The organism is Flavobacterium sp. UMI-01, assembly GCF_019656315.1.
Taxonomy (GTDB): domain Bacteria; phylum Bacteroidota; class Bacteroidia; order Flavobacteriales; family Flavobacteriaceae; genus Flavobacterium.
Genome location: NZ_BPLU01000003.1, coordinates 69,890 through 90,867, shown reverse-complemented (window position 1 = coordinate 90,867; position 20,978 = coordinate 69,890). Strand labels below are relative to the sequence as shown.

The following is a 20,978-nucleotide window of genomic DNA, read 5'->3' as shown; positions in this document are numbered from 1 at the left end:
AACTACTAATAATGCAATTCAACGAAAAGTTACAATCTTTTAAATTATTTCTCATTTAAAGAATTATTTTAGCCACAATTCATCAATTTTTATCTGAATCCCGTTAATACAAAAGCCAAACCTTAAATGAGTTTTCTTAAATTGCACATAAACAAACTTCTTCTATTATTAATTATTGTATTAAATTTCATCCCTTCACCAATATATTCACAAAATACTAATACCAGAATACTAAAAGTAGGGGTTTATGATAGTCCCCCGAAAATTTTTTTAAATGATAACAAAGAACCGGAAGGAATTTTTATAGATATCTTAAAAGATATTGGTACTAATGAAAATTTGGTATTTGAATATCACTATGACAGTTGGGCAAATCTATTGAACAAATTAGAGAATGGCAAAATCGACATCTTACCAGGCACTACTTATGATGTAGAAAGAAATACCATTTTCAAATTCAATAAAATTGAAATATTAAATTCATGGGTTGAAATATTTTCTAGAAAAAGTTTGGAATTAAAAACCTTATCCGATTTAAAAAACAAAAAAATTGGAGTAATTAAAGGCTCATTACAAGAAAAATATATTGTCAAAATTTTACATAAAGATTCAATATTTGATTTTCAAATAGTTCCATTCAATACGTATATTGATTTCGTTGGTGCGTTAAAAAAAGGAAAAATTGATGTTATTCTTACTGATCGCTTTTTCGCTTTTTCTAAATTGTACGATAAAAACATTAACCGTAGTGGAATCATCATTAATTCATCAACTTTGCATTTTGCTTTTAAAAAAAATGAAAAAAAAGAATTAATTGATCTTTTTGACAAAAACATTTCCGATTTAAAAAACGATTCGGATTCTGTCTATTATAAAACACTCTTTCATTGGTTAGATCGCAATATCAAACCCTCTATTCCAAATTACATCAAATGGTTAATAGTTGCCTTTATTGCTTCCCTAGTCATAGCGTTATTTTTTGTTCTTTTATTACGAAAATCAGTAAAAAACAAAACAAAAGAATTATCCATAGCCAAAGAAAAAGCTGAAGAAAGAGAAGAACAATTAAAATCTATTGCAAATAATTTTTCCAATGGTATGATTTATCAAATTACCATGACTGATGAAAACAATAGAAAATTCAACTATGTAAGTGATACCGTTTTAAAATTTTATGATTGTACAGTAGAAGAAGCCAAAAAAGATGCCAATTTACTATACAATAAAATTCATCCAGAGGACATTAATGTTCTTATAGAAAAAGAAAAAGAAGCGCTAAAGAACATGACCGTTTTTAATGCCGAAGTGAGGGTCATCAATCCCAATGGGACAATTAGGTGGTCTTATTACACTTCTAAACCTAGAATCATTAATAATGTTATCTGTTGGGATGGAATTGAAATTGATATAAGCGAGCGAAAATTGATGGAAATTGAGCTTCAAAAATCAAAAGAAAAAGCTGAAGAATCAGACCGTTTAAAAACAGCTTTTTTAACCAACTTGAGTCACGAAATACGCACTCCAATGAATGGTATCTTAGGTTTTTCTAAATTATTACAAGAACCTAATCTTGAAGGAGAACTACAAAAAAAATACTTCGAAATTATTCAAAAAAGTGGGGAACGCATGCTTAATATCATTAATGATATTATCAATATATCCAAAATTGAAGCAGGTTTAATGGAAATTCATTTACAGCCTACCAATATCAATCAAAAAGTAGAGTTTGTTTATAATTTTTTTAAGCCAATTGCTCAAAATGCATCTATTGAATTAATTCTTAAAAATTCTTTAGAAACAAAGGAAATTCACATCCATACTGACCGTGAAAAACTTCTCGCCATAATAACAAACTTAGTAAACAATGCCATCAAACATACTGAAAAAGGTAAAGTTGAAATATCTTGTTATAAAAAAAACAACTTCATTGAATTCTCAGTAAAAGATACTGGAATAGGTATAGCAAGAGATAGACATGATGCAATATTTAAGCGATTTATTCAAGCTGATCTTAAAAATAAAAAGGCTATTCAGGGTGCTGGTTTAGGATTGTCAATTTCTAAAGCGTATGTAGAAATGTTAGGTGGAAATATTTGGGTTGAATCAGAATTAGGAAAAGGGAGTATTTTTTACTTCACTATTCCTTTTCATACCGTTATAACAAACGAACCAGCCGAAATGACTCTAACTTCAACACCAAACAAAACTTTGACAAACAAATTAAAAATTCTAATAGCTGAAGACGACAAGATGTCTGAATTGCTTTTAACCAAATTAGTTAAAGAATTTTCACGAGAAATTATCAAAGCCAGAAACGGTAAAGAAGCCGTTGAAGCTATGTATAAACACCCTGATATCGATTTAATTATGATGGACATTCAAATGCCTGAAATGAATGGACATGAAGCAACTAGAGAAATCAGAAAATTTAATCAAAATACTATCATAATTGCTCAGACGGCTTATGCCTTGATAGGTGACAAAGAACGTATTATTGAATCTGGTTGCAATGATTGCATAACAAAACCTATTAATTCTAATGAATTAAAATCCTTGATTTTTAAGTATTTTAATTAATCAACAACAACACTTATAAAAAAAACCTTCTAAATTATTAAAACGAATTTAGAAGGTTGTATGTCAAAAAATTGTTTTTTACTCTAAACTAAAATTCACATTTACATTCGCAATAATTTCGATTTCGCCAGCAGCTAAGGTTTCACGTGGTGCTGCTTCGTCACTCATCGCCATCACCTTCATTCGAGCATATACAGGTTGCGGATGGTACGTTTGAGAGTTATCAGTAATGGTAATGGCTTTTCCAACTTTTTGGCCTAAAACTGAAACATAATCCTCTGCTTTATGTTTGGCATTTTTCATGGCTAATTTTCGTGCTTCTGATTGGTATTGTTCCATTTTTGAGGATTGAAAAATAACATTGTCAATTCTATTAATTCCATTATTAACTATCGCTTCCATAAGCTCATCATAAATAGCTAAATCTTTCACTACAATTTCAATAGTTTGTTTTGCATTATACGTATGCTTCTTTTTTTCGTAATCGTATTGTGGATTCAAAGAAACACGTTCTGTTTTGTAATCAGCAGGGTTTAAAATCATTTTTTTAATCACCTTTAAAACCGCTTCTACTTGTTGGTCATTTTGCTTTTTTACATCTTTAGCATTGGTTCCTTTGGTTTCAACAGTGGCACTTATTACAGCTTGGTCAGGCACCACTTTCACTTTTCCTTCTCCTGAAACATTAATTTGAGGTACAGGCTTTACTTCTTGTCCATAAGTTAGCGTTACCATAAAAATCGTTAGAGCTAGTATTAATTTTTTCATAGCATTTTTAATTTTATTATTTTTTTGAATTTCTCATTCCAAAAGTTATGCCATTATAGTTTCCCCATTTTAGCCATTCCAAAAAGAACTACTATTGGAAGGGTCAATAAAGCAACCATTAAAGCATGTTCAAAGAGCAATTGAGGCATAATCAACAAAGTAAGCAAATAACCTCCTATTGCTCCGCCAAAATGCGCAGTGTGCCCTATGTTGTCATTTTTTGCTTTCATTCCGTAAATAGAATACAACAAATACACAATCCCAAAAATATAGGCTGGAATAGGCACAATAAAAAACAAGCCTAACATCATATCGGGTCTTAAAATGATAGCCGAGTACAAAATTCCAGTTACTGCTCCAGATGCACCAATAGCTCTATAATGGTATTCTTTTTTGTGAAAATAGACAGTCAATAGTCCACCAAAAATCAAACTCCCTAAATAAATCAACACAAAATACCAATTCCCTAAATAATGAATAACTACAGGCGCAAAAAAATACAAGGTGAGCATATTAAAAATAAGATGTCCAATATCAGCGTGCAAGAAAGCCGAAGAAAGAATTCGGATGTATTCCCCAGAGCGAACACGCCCCATATAAAACTCATATTTTCTAAAAAAATGGGTATCATTAAATCCTTTATAACTCATCAAAACATTCGCCAGTATTATAGCAATCAAAAAACTATTCATCTTATTTTATTATTGTGAATTGTAAATGTAGTAAATCTTCCCAACCCATACGGTAAGTCTTAAAATTTTATAAGTGATACAATTTTTAACTTATATTTGCCTTAAAAGATACCGCATGCAGTTTTTTGTTTTTATATTGGCTTACCCATTACTTTGGTTAATTTCAATACTTCCTTTTCCTTTATTTTATTTTTTATCTGACTGTATTTACCTCATTGTTTATTACATCATAGGCTATCGAAAACAAACTGTAAGAGCCAATATAGCCCTTGCACTTCCACACCTAAGCACTGCTGAACGCTTGCGTATTGAAAAAAAATCCTACCATCATTTGTGCGATATGTTTCTTGAAATGGTCAAAACCATGACTATTTCTGCCAGGGAAATGGACAAACGATTTGTAGTAAAAAATCTAGAAGTACTAAAAGAATATGAAAAAAAAGGAAAAAGCATTATTATTCTAGCTTCTCATTATGCTAGTTGGGAATGGTTGATGACTGTGAATGCCAAAACTACATTCAATTGTATAGCCACCTACAAAAGAGTAAGCAACAAATACTTTGACGAATTGGTTCGAAACATTCGTTCAAAATACGGTACCGAATTGGTTGTAACTCGAGATACTATTCCGCTAATAGCCAAGAACCAAAGAGAGCAAAAAATGTGCATGTATGGATTAGCAAGTGACCAATCGCCACGATTAGACCGAATTTTTCATTGGCATGAATTTATGGGAGTCAATGTTCCTGTACATACGGGTGCTGAAATGCTGGCTCGAAAATACGATTTAAGTGTTGTATTTGTAAAAGTAAAAAAAGTAAAACGAGGCTTTTATGAAGCTACATTTGTTCCTATTTCAGATGACCCAAAATCAGAACCTGAATTTAAAATTACGCACGATTTCATACACGAAGTAGAGAAACAAATCCTAGAAGCACCCGAATATTATTTTTGGACACACAAACGATGGAAACACCGTGAAACACAATCCCATTAAAATATTATTATAAAAAAAAATGAGGACATTTAAACACGTTTAAATGTCCTCGTATTATTAGTGCAATAACGAATCGTTAAATTCCTGCAATTACTTTGATTTCCTCAATAACCCGCAAAGCTAATGCATCTGCTTGAGCTTGTGACGGTGCTTCTGTATAAATACGAATGATAGGCTCTGTATTTGATTTTCTCAAATGCGCCCATTCGTCAGCAAAATCAATTTTGACACCATCAATAGTCGTGATGTCTTCATTTTTATATTTTTCAGTCATGGCAACTAAAATCGCATCAACATCAATTTGGGGAGTCAATTCAATTTTATTTTTGCTCATATAATACTCTGGATAAGAAGCTCTCAACGCAGAAACTGAAATGTTTTTATTAGCCAAATGTGTTAAAAACAAAGCGATACCTACCATACTATCACGTCCGTAATGTGATTCTGGGTAAATAATTCCTCCATTACCTTCACCACCAATAATTGCCTTGTTCTTTTTCATCAATTCAACTACATTCACCTCACCTACTGCACTAGCTTCGTAGTTTCCACCATGAGCACGAGTTACATCGCGTAAAGCACGTGAAGAAGACATATTAGATACAGTATTCCCTGGAGTTTTACTCAACACATAATCAGCACATGCTACTAAGGTGTATTCTTCACCAAACATTTCTCCATCTTCTGAAATAAAAGCCAAACGATCCACATCTGGATCTACTACAATTCCTAGATGCGCTTTTTCTTTTACCACTAATTCACAGATATCCGAAAGATGTTCTTTTAATGGTTCTGGATTGTGTGGAAAATGACCATTTGGTTCGCAATACAATTTCACCACTTCCACTCCCATTTGCTCCAATAACTTAGGAACGATAATACCACCTGATGAATTCACACCATCTACTACTACTTTTAAATTTGCCGCTTTGACTGCTTCAACATCAACCAATGGCAAATTAAGTACTTCGTCGATATGAATATCCATATATGCGTCGTTAATCGTCACCTTTCCTAAATTATCCACATCAGAAAAATCAAAGGCCTCTTCGTCTGCAATTTGAAGAATTTTTTCCCCTTCAACGCCATTTAAAAATTCTCCTCTTTCATTCAATAATTTTAAAGCATTCCATTGTTTTGGATTGTGGGAAGCGGTCAAAATAATTCCACCATCTGCTTTTTCAAGTGGAACAGCCACTTCTACAGTAGGAGTCGTGGACAAACCTAAATCAACCACATCAATTCCAAGTCCAATCAGCGTATTAACGACCAAATTATGAATCATAGGCCCTGAAATACGTGCATCACGTCCTACCACTACTGTTAATTTATCTTTACCGCTATAGTTTTTCAACCACGTTCCATAAGCCGATGCAAATTTTACAGCGTCAACAGGCGTTAGGTTGTCTCCTACTTTTCCCCCTATAGTTCCTCGAATGCCTGAAATTGATTTTATTAATGTCATTCTTTTATTTTTAAAATTATTTTTGATTTAGTTTTCGCAAATATAATAATTGAAGCACGAAATAAATCATTTAGAATTCATAATTTAGGCGTATGAATTTTTTAGCACACATCTATCTTTCAGGAAATAACGAATTGGTTAAAATTGGTAATTTTATGGCAGATGGAATCAGAGGAAAACATTTTGAAAATTATCCTTTTGATGTACAAAAGGGCATTATTTTGCATCGGGCCATTGACAGTTTTACTGATAGTCATCCTGTTTTTAGAAAAAGCACCAAAAGACTTCATAGCCGTTACCACCATTATTCGGGTGTAATTGTAGATGTTTTTTACGACCACTTTTTAGCTAAAAACTGGTGGCAGTATTCCGATGAAAAACTAGAGGATTTTACGCATCGTTTTTATCTTTCTTTAGAAAAAAACAGCGCTATATTGACCGAAAGGACGCTCCATTTGATGCCCTACATGAAAAAGCAAAATTGGCTTCTAAGCTATCAATCTATTGAAGGCATTCACAACATCCTGACCCAAATGGATTCACGTACCAAAAACAAATCCAATATGCGTTTTGCCTCCGAAGAACTGCAATTGCATTACGAAGCATTTGAACAAGAGTTTACTAGTTTCTTCAAAGACCTTCAAAATCATGCCCAAGAAAAATTAAATGAATTGTAAACCATGTCTTTTATAAGTGACCTTCAAAAAAAATTAGATACCTCAAGTGATACGACAGAGGCTTTAGCAATGGCCAAATACATGAAAAACAAATTTGTGTTTTTTGGTATCAAAACCACACCAAGGCGTATCATTTTGAAAACACTTCGTAATAAGTACCAAACTGAAATTCAATCAAATACTCGAACTATTGTATTGGATTTGTTTGAAAAAAAAGAAAGAGAATTCCATTATTGTGCCATCGAAATCTTGATGACTGAATTGAAAAACAATTATCAAAAAGAAGACTTATCACTGATAAAAAAACTACTTACGACCCATTCTTGGTGGGATACTGTTGACACAATTTCAAAACACATTTTAGGTAATTATTTACTTCAATTTCCAGAATGTATCGATGAAACCATTACCGATTTCACACACGACAACAACTTTTGGCTCAACAGAAGTACACTTTTATTTCAATTGGGTTACCAATCCAAAACCAATTTTGAGTTGCTACAACAATTATGTTTGAAGCATAAAAACAGTAATGAGTTTTTTATCCAAAAGGCAATTGGATGGGCGTTAAGAGAATACGCCAAGCACCAACCCGAAGCAGTGAGAAAATTTGTAGCCCACGCAAGTTTAAAACCTTTAAGCAGAAAAGAAGCCCTTAAAAATTTACCTGTTGCTTAAATTAATAGTATTTTAGCCTTATCAAATAAAGTAGCCAGCATGTTCAAAAAATATATTTCAAAATTAGAAAGTATCATTGCTTTATCGCAGTCCTTATTAAGCGAAAAACAGTTTATTTTCCTTTCGAGTGTATTAGTTGGAATCAGTTCAGCTTTTGCAGTAATTGTGCTAAAATCATTTGCACACTGGGTATTTAAATTTGCAACTTATATCAATGGAATTTTAAAGTTGAGTTTTATCAATAGTATTTTACCTATTGCAGGTTTAGTACTGACTGTTTTTGTTATCAAAAGATTGCTAGGTGGAACTATTGAAAAAGGAACCTCTCAAATACTTTATGCTGTAGCCAAAAAAGCCAGTATTATTCCGCGAAAACAAATGTACGCTCATATTGTAACGAGTTCCTTGACGGTAGGTTTGGGAGGTTCAGCTGGTCTTGAAAGTCCCATTGTGGTTACAGGAGCTGCTTTTGGTTCTAATTTTGCCCAAAATTATAAGTTAAGCTACAAAGACCGCACCTTATTAATAGGTTGTGGTGTAGCAGCGGGAATAGGCGCCGCTTTTAATGCACCGATTGCTGGAGTATTATTTGCTATCGAATTTTTATTAGTTGATGTAAGCATTTCTGCTTTTACCCCCATTATGATTGCAGCTGCAACTGGGGCTTTGGTTTCGGTAATTACACTTGATGAAGAAATATTATTAAATGTAAAACATCAACCCGAATTTAACTACCATAACATTCCTTTTTATGTTCTACTCGGAATCGTCACTGGTTTTATTTCTATTTATTACACTCGTAATTTTCAAAAAACGGAGCATTTTTTCTCGCATTTAAGAATGAATCCTTATAAAAAAGCAATTTTAGGTGCTTCACTCTTAGCGGTTTTAATCTTTCTATTTCCAACTCTTTTTGGAGAAGGTTATGAAAGCATCCGAACATTGGCCAATAATGATGCGAAGGAATTAGTTGAAAATACTTTGTTTAGCCGATTTCGAAACAACAATTGGGTGGTATTGTTTTTTGTGGCAGCTACCATGATGATTAAAGTTTTTGCCACTTCCATTACTTTGGGTTCCGGCGGAAACGGAGGTAACTTTGCCCCTTCACTTTTTGTAGGCTCATACATTGGTTATGTATTTTCAAAAGCCATTAATTTAACAGGACTAACCCATTTACCTATTAGTAATTTTACAATGGTTGGGATGGCAGGAATTCTTAGCGGGCTATTTCACGCACCTCTTACCGCAATTTTCCTTATTGCCGAAATTACCAGTGGGTATAGCTTAATGCTTCCGTTGATGATTGTAGCCTCTATAAGTTATGCCATTTCCAAGCGTTTTGAAAAACACTCCATGGATGTTAAAGAACTCGCACGAAAAGGTCATGCTTTTACTAGTAACAAGGACCACAATGTACTCTCTACATTAAGTACAAATTCTATCATTCATACGGATTATTTAACACTTTCACCAGAAGATAACCTGGAGAAACTAGTTGATTTAATTTCACATTCATCTCAAACCGTATTTGCTGTAGTTGACAAAGAACAACATTTATTAGGTGTTGTTCATTTTAACGAAATCAGAGAAGTTATTTTTAACAAATACCGTGTTAAATACACTTTGGTAAAAGAAATTATGAAACCACCAGTTGACATTATTTATCCATTTCATAACATGGAAACCGTGATGAATAAGTTCGAAAAAACACGAAAAACCTATTTACCCGTGATTAAAGATGAAAAATATTTTGGATTCATCTCTAAATCAGAAGCTTTAGAAGCGTATCGAAGTAAATTAAAAGCCATGACAATAGAATAATCCTCGTCTCTCATAGTAAATTAAACATCCTACTTTTGGGATGTTTTTTTTGGGGAAATCAAAACAGCACATTAAACCCAAATTCCGTAATAGAAATCTACTCAACTTTATTTTTCTTCAAATTCAAGCACTTACTCCATTTTTAATCATTGACTCAAGAGCTTTGCTCGAATTAGTGAAATTGACATCTACAAAAAAGGACGAGATTGGTACACAAGCAAAGAAGCAATCGAAAATTATATTACTTCCAGAAAAAGAAAACGCTAATCATTGTTAGGAATTTTTACAATACGATCATCAGAATACCCTATTAAAAATCAAAAAATATGTTTTTTAAGGTTTTTATTTAATAATACGTAATTTTATCAAAAAGCATTACTTTTGTCAATAAAAAAAGTACTATGACTTTTATAAAAAAACTAGCCCCATTTTATACCCTAACCTTTTTTTATGTAATTACTAGTCTTATACTCAGACTTGTATTGCTATTTCACCCCATCACACAATCATCCTTTAGTTTTTTGGATACCTTAAAAATATTCTCAATAGGAATCCTTTCTGATATTTTGGTTTTTTGTTTGGCTAGTGGGTTTTTGTGGTTGTATCTCATTTTTATTTCCAATAAAAAGTACCAAAAGCCATTTGGTTATACCCTTTTTAGTTTACTCATTGCCTTGTTTCTTTATATTTTATCAGGCAAATCCATTTTGACCGAGTACGGAGGAGCATTACCTACAATAGGACTAGTATTCGTAGGCATTAAAACTTTATTATTTGGTTTGTTTCTTTTTGTACCCAAAAAAAGAGCATCCATTAGATTTTGGCTATTTGCCTTTGTTATGTTCCTATATGTCCTTTTAATACTTCAAAATGCTATTAGTGAATATTTTTTCTGGAATGAATTTGGTGTAAAATATAACTTTATAGCCGTGAATTATTTGGTTTACACCAATGAAGTAATTGGAAACATTATGGAGTCATATCCCGTGATTCCAATCTTTGGCACTTTGTTTCTTGTAACGGGAATCATTTCATATTTTGTTATCCAAAAATCCAAAATTTATATTGAAAAAATCCCTTCTGTTTCTGAAAAAATTAAACTTTCGATAGTTTACTTATCAATGTTTGGGATAGCACTTTGGAGCATTCCAAAACTTGCTAAAACTGAAAATGCAACCAATGTATTTACCAATGAATTGCAAGCTAACGGTATGTATCGCTTTTATCTAGCATTTATGAATAGTGAATTGGATTATTTTAAATTCTATAAAACTTTACCCAAAGACGAAGCTTATGCTTTATTAGAAAAACAACTCCCACATATACGAGGGTACTCAACCACAAGAAGTATTGATTCTGATGGTACTGAAATTCATAAAAATGTTGTGTTGATAACCATAGAGAGTTACAGCGCTAATTTCATGAAAATGTATGGAAATGATCAAAACATAACCCCTTTTTTAGATAGCTTAGCACAACAAAGTTTGGTCTTTAGTAATTTTTACGCTTCAGGAAATCGAACAGTGAGAGGGCTCGAAGCTGTAACCCTTTGCTTGCCTCCTACAGCTGGAGAAAGTGTTGTAAAGCGTAAGGATAACAAGAATAAGTTTACCACAGGAAGTGTTTTTAAAGACAAAGGATATCTTGTCAAATACCTTTATGGTGGCGATGCTTTTTTTGACAATATGGAAGATTTCTTTACAGGAAACGGCTACGATATTGTTGACAAAAAAACCTTTAATCCTGAGAATATTACCTTTGCTAACGTTTGGGGAGTTTGCGATGAAGATATGGTAAATAAAGCGATTAGTACGATGAATATGGAAGCGCAAAAAGGAAAGCCCTTTTTTAATCATTGGATGACCGTAAGTAATCACCGTCCTTTTACCTATCCCAATGGTAAAATTGACATCCCAGGTGATGCTAAATCTCGTGAAGGGGGTGTGAAATACACTGATTATGCAATAAAAAAATTCTTTGAAAAAGCGCAAAAACAGCCTTGGTTCCAAAATACTGTTTTTGTCATTGTAGCCGACCACTGTGCTTCTAGTGCTGGTAAAACCGAGTTACCTGTTGACAAATATCGCATTCCCGCCATGATTTATAGTCCCGGTTTTATAAAACCTCAACATTATCCACAATTGATGTCTCAAATTGATCTCATGCCTACTTTATTTGGTTTATTACATTTTGATTATGAATCAAAATTTTACGGACAGGACGTTTTTGATTCTTCTTACCACCCTCGAGCGCTCATTGCCACTTACCAAGATTTAGGCCTAATAAAAGACAATATTTTGACTATCATTTCTCCAAAACAACAAGTGAAACAGTTCAATTTGAAACTTAAACCCAAAGAAGGAGTTGCTACAGAATTTCAAATTTATTATGATCAAAAACCGTTAACCACACCTCGAACGGATTTAATCAACGAAACCATAGCCTACTATCAAACGGCTTCGGATATTTTAAAAAGAAAAAAATACCAACATTAATACATAAAAAAGTCCAAGATTTTTTCTTGGACTTTTATTTCTTAACCATCTTGAAACAAGTTGTTGTATTCTACTTCAATCAAGTATAGTTAAAATTTTACTTTCATCAATACTTATAACTTATTCATAATTAGCAAACTTAACAGCAAAAATACAACGATTTACCTGACTCCCATTAGAAGCACCGCTGTTAGGCTCATGTTCGGTAAGACTCCATAAATAATCGTATTGGGCTTCATAATATAGTGCCTCTGCTCCGTAAGGCCAGCGGTATCGTACTGTATCTGTATCCCCATCTTTGTATCTTGCTAATCTGGCATTTGAACCATAGGAATTGGAAGGCGAACCTGTACAAGAAAGCCATGTTGTTGTACCTTTTCTAAAAACGCCTTGCATTCCATGAGCGTGATTATCGGCAAAAAGACTGTTTTTTGGAATCACATATTGAATCCCTGAATTCAATACAGTTCCACTGGAATTAATAGGAAAACCATAAATCTTGGGTACGATGGAGGCATCTACACTTCCGGCATGATATTGAGCTGTCCACAATTCTGTTCCCTCAGCATTTACTTGAATTGTCGAAAAAGGATTGGCACCTCCATTAATATCATAATAGCCTGTTTGAGGTAAAATATACCTGTAATTAAAGGCGTATAAGGTACCATTACTGTGCTTACCACAAAGACTGGTTGTTTCCTCACCAGTAGTCACCTCAATTATTTTGTTAAGGTCAAATACTCGAATACCAAGATTAGTACTCGCTACATACAATTTGTCATTAAAATAAGCCACTCCCCCCGCATGAATATTCAGTGGTGCAAAGGTATTGTATTGTGTGTACCCTGTCACAGTAGTTGGAATTGTAGGTTGCACCAACAATATATGACGGTACATAAGGTATGTAGTCGAGCTAGGACTGATATCGATTAAAGTGATACGAGAACCTTTGTAATCTGCATCATTAGTAGCATACCACGTCACTAGTAAATACCTAATGCCATTTTTGGTAAATCCAGCTATCCCTTGGGGTTTCCATAAATTCGTAGTTTCGTCATCACTATTCCATCGAATTCCTCTAGCCCTATTTTCTTCTGGAACATTAAAACCATATACCTCGGTGTAGGAGCTACCTCCAATGGCTTGTCGGTTCTTGTTGATTTCGCTGGGATTCAAAAAAGCGAAGCCATTGTTCAGATAAGTACTCGTATCTATAAAACCACTTACGGTGATTGCTGTGGTCGCTACTGATTTTGCTGCTTCATTATTGGAAAAGGTTAAATTTTGCTCTTGTATGTTATTGGATTCAACTACATGCTCTGAACAACTTTGCAATAGGATACCTATTGTCAAACTAACAATTAATTTTATTTTCATACTTATTTTTTACTAGCATTCGGTACTATTCTTTCGGGATAATCTGTAATAATTCCGTCCACCTGAAGTTGTATCATTCGGCTGATATCTTTTGGTTCGTTGACTGTCCAAGGAATCAATTTCATTTGTAATCCTTTGACACTATCAACTGTAGCCTTATTTTGAATTAATGCAAAATGAGGGCTGTAGATTTGAGGTTTAAAATTTAATAGTTTTAAATTTTCTTGAATACTGCCTTTGGATACCAAATAAGCGATTTCGATTTCAGGATGTTTTTGGTGTAAAATAGTTAAAATGGAAGGATCAAAAGATTGAATATTAATTCGATTCTGCATTTTTTTCATTTTAATGACTTCCATAACCAACGCAATAAAATCTTCAGGTTGTGGTTGGGAAATGCCATATTCAGCCTTAACTGATTTGATTTCGATATTGTATTTTACCAAAGGAAGTTTCTTCGCTTCTAATTCTTGTTCGACCTTATCAAAAACTTCGCTTAAAAGCGGCTTGTACGTTTTGATTTTCTTCTGATTAGGAAAATTTTCATTACCTCGGGAACCACTATCAAATTCTTTAATGCTTTGGTAATCCATTTGATATAAGTTAAATTCCTTTTCCTGACTCTTGCTAATAGCCTGACCTGATGGAGTTGACATATACAATGAGGACATGTACGGTTCATGAGAAACGACTACTTTTCTATCTTTTGAAATCACCACATCCAGTTCGATGACAGCTACCCCTTTATGAATTGCTCCTAAAAAAGCTTCTATAGTATTCTCAGGCAAATTACCTCGCTCGCCTCGATGACCTTGTACTTGGATGTGGTGTGCTCTGGGTTCAGAGATTGTATTTGGGGATTTACAACTCGTCATTGTAATTATGGCTGTACCTATTAAAATTTTATGAATTTTCATTGTATAATGAATTAAAAAAGCTTGTTTAACTTTTAAGGGTCAAACAAGCTTATTGTTGTTTTTTATTTAGGATTATCTATTCGATAGGAACTTTTGGCTATAAATTCCTTCCCGAACATATCTGTTGCTTTTACTTCAATGGTATGAGTTCCTACATCTAGCTTTGTAGGTATGGCTATTTGCCATAAATGATTGCTAATAATTGGATTTGAAGAACGTCGTCCTGGCATCAACTCCGTTGTTGTATCCCATTCATTAACCAAATTCACATACGATGGGTCATGCTCTTTTACATACGTCATCGCTTGCCATTTCCCTCCATCAATACGACACATTACTGTATCTTTGGAAGTTCCCATGAAGAAATTAGCATAAATTCCTGCTTGTGTTCTACGCCCTTTTGCTACTACTTTTGGAGCAAATATCTCCATTTGATATTCTTTGGGCTTGGTAGCCACCTTGTAATCGATAGTATAAGTATTTCCTTTAAAATGGATAAAAGCATATCCTTTTGGGGTACCATCACGCATCGTAGCAACTGGAACGCCATTTTCATTTAATTTTCCTGAATACCAATCTCCCGAGGTGGTTCCTACATTATACTCATGATGGGGTTTTTCTCGAAGCCAACCTTCCTCTTTACCAAAAAAATCTTGACGTTGAATGTGCGTATGTGCTGAAAGAGATAACGTATTTGGAAAATCCTTAAGCAATTTGAATAACGCATTTCTGTCCTCATCTCTATAAGTATCCTGTTCTGGTTCACTCAATGGAATGTGAAAAGCCAATACAATCAAATAATCCTTAGGAACATATTTTAAATCATTGGCAACAAAATTTAATTGGTCTTCACGGAATCCGCCCCAGTAGCCTTCTCCATCTCTAGGATCTGGGTATAAAATATCATCCAAAACGATGAAATGAACTTTTCCATAATTGAAAGCATAATTTGCTGGCCCAAAATGAGCTTCGTAGGTTTCATCACTTAAAACATCTGTTTTTACATCAAAGTTTAAATCGTGATTTCCTATTACATTATACCACGGAATTCCCACCGCTTTTACTGCTTCAATATAAGGCGTAAACAAACTTAAATCGTTTCCTACCAAATCCCCCAAACTCAACCCAAAAGATACGTTTTGTATGGCTTCAACTTCTGATACAATTCCTTTTTTAAAATAAGCTACTTCTTCCAAGGTGTATGGCTGTGGGTCTCCAAAAACAAGGGTTGTAAATTCCTCTGTTTCTTTTTGGGGTATTAACCCAAAATCTACTGAATTAGGTAATTTTCCTGTTGGTGACACGCCTTTAAATTTTAAATCTGGAGAACCATTAGGCTTATAATTATAAAAAAATTGTGGTAAGTTGTTTGCGTCTGTAGCTACACCATATCCTGAAGGTTTTATAACCGAAATGATATTATCACTACCCAATGGAAGTTCGTATTTTCCCGATTTATCAGTCAAAACAACTTGTTCCCCATTGGTTACCGCTACTTGGATTATACCAGGTTCGTTCTTATCTTTTTTATTGTTTTTATTGAGGTCATTATACACATAGCCTGACACTTTATTTTGCGCTGAAATACTAAGGGTAAAAAAGAGCGCACTTACATATAAAAATGTTTTTTTCATCTTGATTTGATTTTAATTATCCCACCACACTGTAGTGTTGATGCTATCTGGTCCGCCCAACAATTCGACTGCTTTTTTATAATTCACTGCGTTACCTATTTGAACATCCGTTGGATAAAAGAAACGAGCAGGCATTTTTTTATCATTCAACATCGCATCTGTGGTAGGCAAAGCAGGCAAACCAGTACGTCGGTACTCAAACCATTGTTGGTAATCCACAAAATAGAGGGCATAATATTTTTGAAGCATAATTTGGTCCAAAGTACCATTGTAAGCGGCATTAGGATTATCAAAATAAGTGGTAGGCATCACCGCTTTCAATTGTTCTATGGCTGCTTTTACTCCATTTTTATAATGCGTCTCAGCGTTGGTAATATAGCCACGTTGTGCTAATTCGGCTTTTATAAAAGCTACTTCAGCATAAGTCAAAAGGAAAATTTGCATTGGATTTTCGACCTGCACAATATTGAAAGTAGAAGCATCATAAGCAAATTGGGATTCAGGACCGCTATACGCACTTGGTATTCCTTTATATCCTAAATCCACATTGTTAGGGTCTTTAGCAGTGGTAGCAATAAAGGGCAATCTTGGGTCTTGAACATTGTTTAAATTGTCAATAAAAAAGGAAGCCATTTTAACATTCAATCGGAAATCTTGTGGTCTTCCCCATGGCGATACATTAGGTGAAACTCCTGTCACCTGCAATATAGCCGATTCGGCAGTAGTCGTAAATACAGGATAAGTGGTAGGATTGTTGACCATTGTGGTCAGCTTTTGAAAAGCATTGGTTTCTGGCCTATTCGAAATACGCAATAAGAGTCTTAGGTGTAGCGAATTGGTGAATTTTTGCCATTTTTTTACATCATTATTAAAAAGAATATCGCTGGCATACGGCATGGCCTTTTTGGTGTCATACATAGTGTTTGCTTTTTCAAGGTCGGCTAGGATGGTTTCATAAATAAATTGTTGCGAATCAAATGCCGGATAAAAAATCCCTTCATCTCCTTTGATTGCTTCAGACATAGGTACAGGCCCGAACATATCAGTCAAATTAGCGTACAACCAAGCATTTAACGTTAGAGCAATGGCTTCGTAATTTTTATCATTTGCTTTAATCGCAGCCAAACGCATTTCTTTAATGTTATTTAACCATTTGTAATAATTATTCCATGATGAATTCCCAATATTCTGAGTTACATCATAACGGTGTAAACCACCTGAAACACTTGGAAATGGCACTGATACTTGCATTAAATCAAAAGTAATATTGGCACTACTCGTTGCATTATGCGTGGCTATTCCATAAATAATAGGATTAATGAGTGTGCCAGGACTTATTTCTGCAATTCGATTAGGGTCTTCATTAATTTCTTCAAAATTACCTGTACAAGACTGAAGCATATTTAGACAAAGCAGCGTACAAACAAAATATTTTAATTTTTTCATTTTTTTAATATTATAAATTTACTTTTAAGTTAAAACCATAAGTAGCTGGAGAAGGCATTTGCCCCATTTCAATACCTGGCAAGATTGTATCACCATTCAAAGCAGCTGTTTCAGGGTCATAAATAGGAAAATCAGAAATTATAGCTAAGTTTCGTCCAAATACCGATACGTTAACCCCCTTGATACCTGTGTTTTTCAATAAACGTTTAGGAAATTCATATTGGATACTCACTTCTCTTAACTTTACAAATGAAGCATCAAACGAATTTGATTCTACATTCGCACGACGGTAGTAACTGGCATACCAATCAGGAGTTAGGGCTTTGTTCGTATTAGGAGAATAGGAACCATCGGCATTTTTAACCACACCATCCCCAATAATAAATCCTTCTTCACGTCCCATGTAAGTTGATGTTAACTTTCCTTGCTCCATACTTTTGTGATGCGTTTGTGAATAAATAATTCCACCGTATTGCCCGTCGATAACGAAATTAAAAGTGACATTTCCAAAACGGAAACTATTATTCAATCCTGCTTTCCAATCTGGATTAGCATCACCTATGTATTGAATTTCAGTAGGATTAACTGGCAATCCAGCGCTATTATATACGATTTTACCTTCTGGGGATCTTTCAAATCCAAATCCATAAATCGCAGTAGTTGTCCCTCCTACTTTGGCCAATAATGTAGCATTTCCACCGGAACCTATTTCTTGTTGTCCGCTAAGACCGTCTGCGAGTTTCATAACTCTGTTCCAGTTTTTGGACCAGGTCAAGGTAGTCGTCCAATTAAAATTATTGTTTTTAATAATTTTTCCACCTAAAGTCACTTCAATACCTCGGTTACGCACTTCTCCAGAATTTAATACCCCTGAATTATACCCTGTTGTAATATCTAAAGGAACCGAGATAATTTGGTTTTTAGTATTGGTTTCATACACCGTTGCATCAAAGTTTATACGGTTTTTAAAGAAACGTCCCTCAACTCCTGTTTCGTAACTGGTGGTAATTTCAGGTTTAAAATTGGCATTGTATAGATTAGTAGGTACCGAAGCCGAACTAGGAAAAGCACTTTGATTATAATATTTGTTGGTTTTATAAGGATCTGTGTCATTCCCCACTTGCGCATAAGAAAAACGGTATTTCATGTAACTTAATGCTTCAGGCATTTTGAAAATTTCCGAAAGGATAAAACTCGCATTCGCTGAAGGATAAAAGAACGAGTTGTTCTTGATAGGTAAACTACTAGACCAATCATTTCTACCTGTAAGATCTAAAAAAACTTTATTATCAAATGACATAGAGAATAATCCATACAAACTATTTACTTTTTTATTCTTATCGTACGTTTGTACAATAGGACTGTTGATACCGTTAGCCAATTTATATACGCCTGGCACAACTAAACCCGTTACATAAGCATCTGTTCTACGATACTGATAATCCATAGCATTTCCTCCAACCGATGTCGAAAACGAGATTGTTTTACTAATTTTATCATCATAATTCAACAAAAAATCAGTATTCACTTCTTGTTTCCAAACGTCTTGCGTTTCAAAAAAACCTTGCTTGTAACGATTGATGCTATAAGGTCTTTTTTGATCTCTTTCTTGATAATAGCTATTTATGGAAGTACGCAACATCAAGCCTACTTTTGGAGAAAATTTTATGTTTGTAAACACATTCCCTACTATTTGATTGCTCGCCAAAGCATTGGTCGCTTCATACGCAATTAAGTAAGGATTGTCAATAAAAGAGCTAAAAGGTTGGATTTGCTGAATTTGGTTTTGTCCTTGTTTCCAGATGTTACGGTACCAATCCAAATTAACATTAGGATTTTGAAAAATCATGAAATAAGCAATCGAACCATTATTATACCCAGTACTTGGTAAATTATCACTATTCCTATTATTATAGTTGATAACAGAACCTATTTTTACATTTTTGGATACTTCATAATTAGCATTTACAGAGGCTGTCAATCTTTCGTACCCTGTATTAGGCATAATCCATTCGTTTTTAGAATGTCCTAAAGAAAGACGCATATTCCCCTTATCATTACCTCCTTGAATCGTCACATTGTTGTTGATGGTAATTCCAGTTCTCCAAAAATCTTTACGATTATCTGAGTAAGGTTGCCATAATTGACGCTCAGTTGACTGTGCTTCGATTGTAGGGTCGTATTGAAAAAACGATTGGTTTTTAAATTCAGGTCCCCAAGCACTACTGGTACTCCCCGTATTACTTCCATCCGCCGAAGCACCATAAGAATAATAAGGAACTCCTTGTTTGTCAAAACTTTTTCCTGTTCCTTGTCCGTATTTGTATTGCCAATCAGGCCAACGCTGTATGACATCAAAATTCATACTTGAGTTGTATGTAATACCTAATCCATTTGATTTCGAACCTGATTTTGTAGTGATTATTAAAGCTCCATTGGCCGCTCTACTTCCATAAAGAGCGGTGGCACCTGGTCCTTTTAATACCGTTACACTTTCTATATCTTCTAAATTTAAATCAGAAATTCCGTTACCGTAATCTATCGGAGAATCTTCACCTATATAAGAGCTAGAAGAACCAGAAGTAGTCATTTCACTATTTACAGGAACACCATCCACCACAATTAAAGCATTATTACCATTGGCATTTAATGAATTATTTCCTCTTAAGGTAATTTGTTGTGAATTTAGTGGTCCCGAACCTGATGATACAATATTTAAACCAGCCACTTTTCCTTGTAATCCAGAAGACCAATTGTTAGGCATGGTTTGAGCTAAGGTTTCTTTTCCAATAGTAGCTTGCGAGAAACCTAATTTTTTCTCCTCACGCTTAATTCCTAATGCCGTAACCACCACTTCATTCAAATCATTTACATCTTCTTGTAAAACAATTTGTTGAAAAGCTCCTGACCCTACACCGATCGTTTTAGTAACGTACCCCATATAAGAAACTACTAATGAGGCATTTGTACTGGACAATGTTAAAGTAAAATTGCCGTTTAAATCCGTAGTGGCACTATTTTGTGTTCCTTTTTCCATCACACTCGCGCCCGGTAATGGAAAACCTTCTTTATCAACTACTTTCCCTTTGAAAACGGATTGACTAGGCGATTTTATTACTGTTATGGTATTATTTATAGCTTTAAACTCAAATCCACTACGCTCCGAAAGTTTAGCTAAAACACTTTTTAAACTTTGTTTAGCTTGTCTGAAAGTAAATCGTTGTTCAGAATGTAAAATGTTGTTATCAAATATAAAAGTGTAATTGGTTTGCTGTTCAATAACTGAAAACACCTTAGTAATAGGAGCATTTTCAAGGTTCAAACTGATGTTAATGTCTTCTATATTTTGAATATTGCTTATTGGTTTTGCCACTGTATTTATTGTAGGCAAAAGAAAGCAAAGCAAATAAATAATTTTAAATGATAATATT

General features: G+C 34.0%; 14 protein-coding genes. 6 read left to right on the top strand and 8 right to left on the bottom strand.

The features are described 5' to 3' along the window. The first annotated feature begins 126 nt into the window (after positions 1-126). Entirely contained in the window at positions 127-2,577 is a 2,451-nt protein-coding gene (locus tag K5R64_RS01520) for an ATP-binding protein (protein ID WP_220760142.1), read from the top strand. A gap of 78 nt (positions 2,578-2,655) precedes the next feature. Here K5R64_RS01520 and K5R64_RS01515 read toward each other — a convergent pair whose 3' ends face one another. Next, a complete protein-coding gene (locus tag K5R64_RS01515) occupies positions 2,656-3,345 on the bottom strand; it encodes an SIMPL domain-containing protein (RefSeq protein ID WP_220760139.1) in 690 nt (229 codons plus the stop codon). A gap of 53 nt (positions 3,346-3,398) precedes the next feature. Beyond that, positions 3,399-4,037 (bottom strand): rhomboid family intramembrane serine protease, encoded by a 639-nt coding sequence (locus K5R64_RS01510; RefSeq protein WP_220760137.1) that lies wholly within the window; start codon positions 4,035-4,037, stop codon positions 3,399-3,401. A gap of 115 nt (positions 4,038-4,152) precedes the next feature. Between K5R64_RS01510 and K5R64_RS01505 the strand changes: the two genes are divergently transcribed. Continuing rightward, complete coding sequence (locus K5R64_RS01505) at positions 4,153-5,034, top strand: lysophospholipid acyltransferase family protein (RefSeq protein ID WP_220760135.1); 882 nt, start codon at positions 4,153-4,155, stop codon at positions 5,032-5,034. A gap of 76 nt (positions 5,035-5,110) precedes the next feature. On the opposite strand, the gene glmM is transcribed toward K5R64_RS01505, so the two are convergent. After that, a complete protein-coding gene (gene glmM, locus K5R64_RS01500) occupies positions 5,111-6,499 on the bottom strand; it encodes a phosphoglucosamine mutase (protein WP_220760133.1) in 1,389 nt (462 codons plus the stop codon). 92 nt (positions 6,500-6,591) lie between these two features. On the opposite strand from glmM, the gene K5R64_RS01495 reads away from it, so the two are divergent. The 4 genes from K5R64_RS01495 (at position 6,592) to K5R64_RS01480 (ending at position 12,173) form a co-directional block, all read left to right on the top strand. Then, positions 6,592-7,176 carry an ACP phosphodiesterase gene (locus K5R64_RS01495; RefSeq protein WP_220760131.1) on the top strand — a complete coding sequence of 195 codons (585 nt, stop codon included), beginning with the start codon at positions 6,592-6,594 and terminating at the stop codon, positions 7,174-7,176. A 3-nt stretch (positions 7,177-7,179) separates the two neighbouring features. Beyond that, entirely contained in the window at positions 7,180-7,854 is a 675-nt protein-coding gene (locus tag K5R64_RS01490) for a DNA alkylation repair protein (protein ID WP_220760129.1), read from the top strand. Between the two features lie 39 nt (positions 7,855-7,893). Next, complete coding sequence (locus K5R64_RS01485; protein ID WP_220760127.1) at positions 7,894-9,678, top strand: chloride channel protein; 1,785 nt, start codon at positions 7,894-7,896, stop codon at positions 9,676-9,678. A gap of 401 nt (positions 9,679-10,079) precedes the next feature. Next, a complete protein-coding gene (locus K5R64_RS01480; protein ID WP_220760125.1) occupies positions 10,080-12,173 on the top strand; it encodes an LTA synthase family protein in 2,094 nt (697 codons plus the stop codon). A gap of 120 nt (positions 12,174-12,293) precedes the next feature. Here K5R64_RS01480 and K5R64_RS01475 read toward each other — a convergent pair whose 3' ends face one another. The 5 genes from K5R64_RS01475 to K5R64_RS01455 all read right to left on the bottom strand — a co-directional run bounded on the left by K5R64_RS01475 (position 12,294) and on the right by K5R64_RS01455 (position 20,920). Further along, positions 12,294-13,550: a hypothetical protein gene (locus tag K5R64_RS01475; protein WP_220760123.1), complete on the bottom strand. Its 1,257-nt coding sequence runs from the start codon at positions 13,548-13,550 to the stop codon at positions 12,294-12,296. Positions 13,551-13,552: 2 nt separating this feature from the next. Beyond that, the gene (locus tag K5R64_RS01470) at positions 13,553-14,467 is read right to left on the bottom strand and encodes a glycerophosphodiester phosphodiesterase family protein (RefSeq protein ID WP_220760121.1); all 915 of its coding nucleotides are present in this window, start codon (positions 14,465-14,467) and stop codon (positions 13,553-13,555) included. A 62-nt stretch (positions 14,468-14,529) separates the two neighbouring features. Then, complete coding sequence (locus K5R64_RS01465) at positions 14,530-16,101, bottom strand: calcineurin-like phosphoesterase family protein (RefSeq protein ID WP_220760119.1); 1,572 nt, start codon at positions 16,099-16,101, stop codon at positions 14,530-14,532. A gap of 12 nt (positions 16,102-16,113) precedes the next feature. Then, positions 16,114-17,547, bottom strand: coding sequence for a SusD/RagB family nutrient-binding outer membrane lipoprotein (locus K5R64_RS01460; RefSeq protein WP_220760117.1), 1,434 nt, complete (start codon positions 17,545-17,547; stop codon positions 16,114-16,116). A 10-nt stretch (positions 17,548-17,557) separates the two neighbouring features. Beyond that, a complete protein-coding gene (locus K5R64_RS01455; protein WP_308443144.1) occupies positions 17,558-20,920 on the bottom strand; it encodes a SusC/RagA family TonB-linked outer membrane protein in 3,363 nt (1,120 codons plus the stop codon). Positions 20,921-20,978 lie beyond the last annotated feature (58 nt).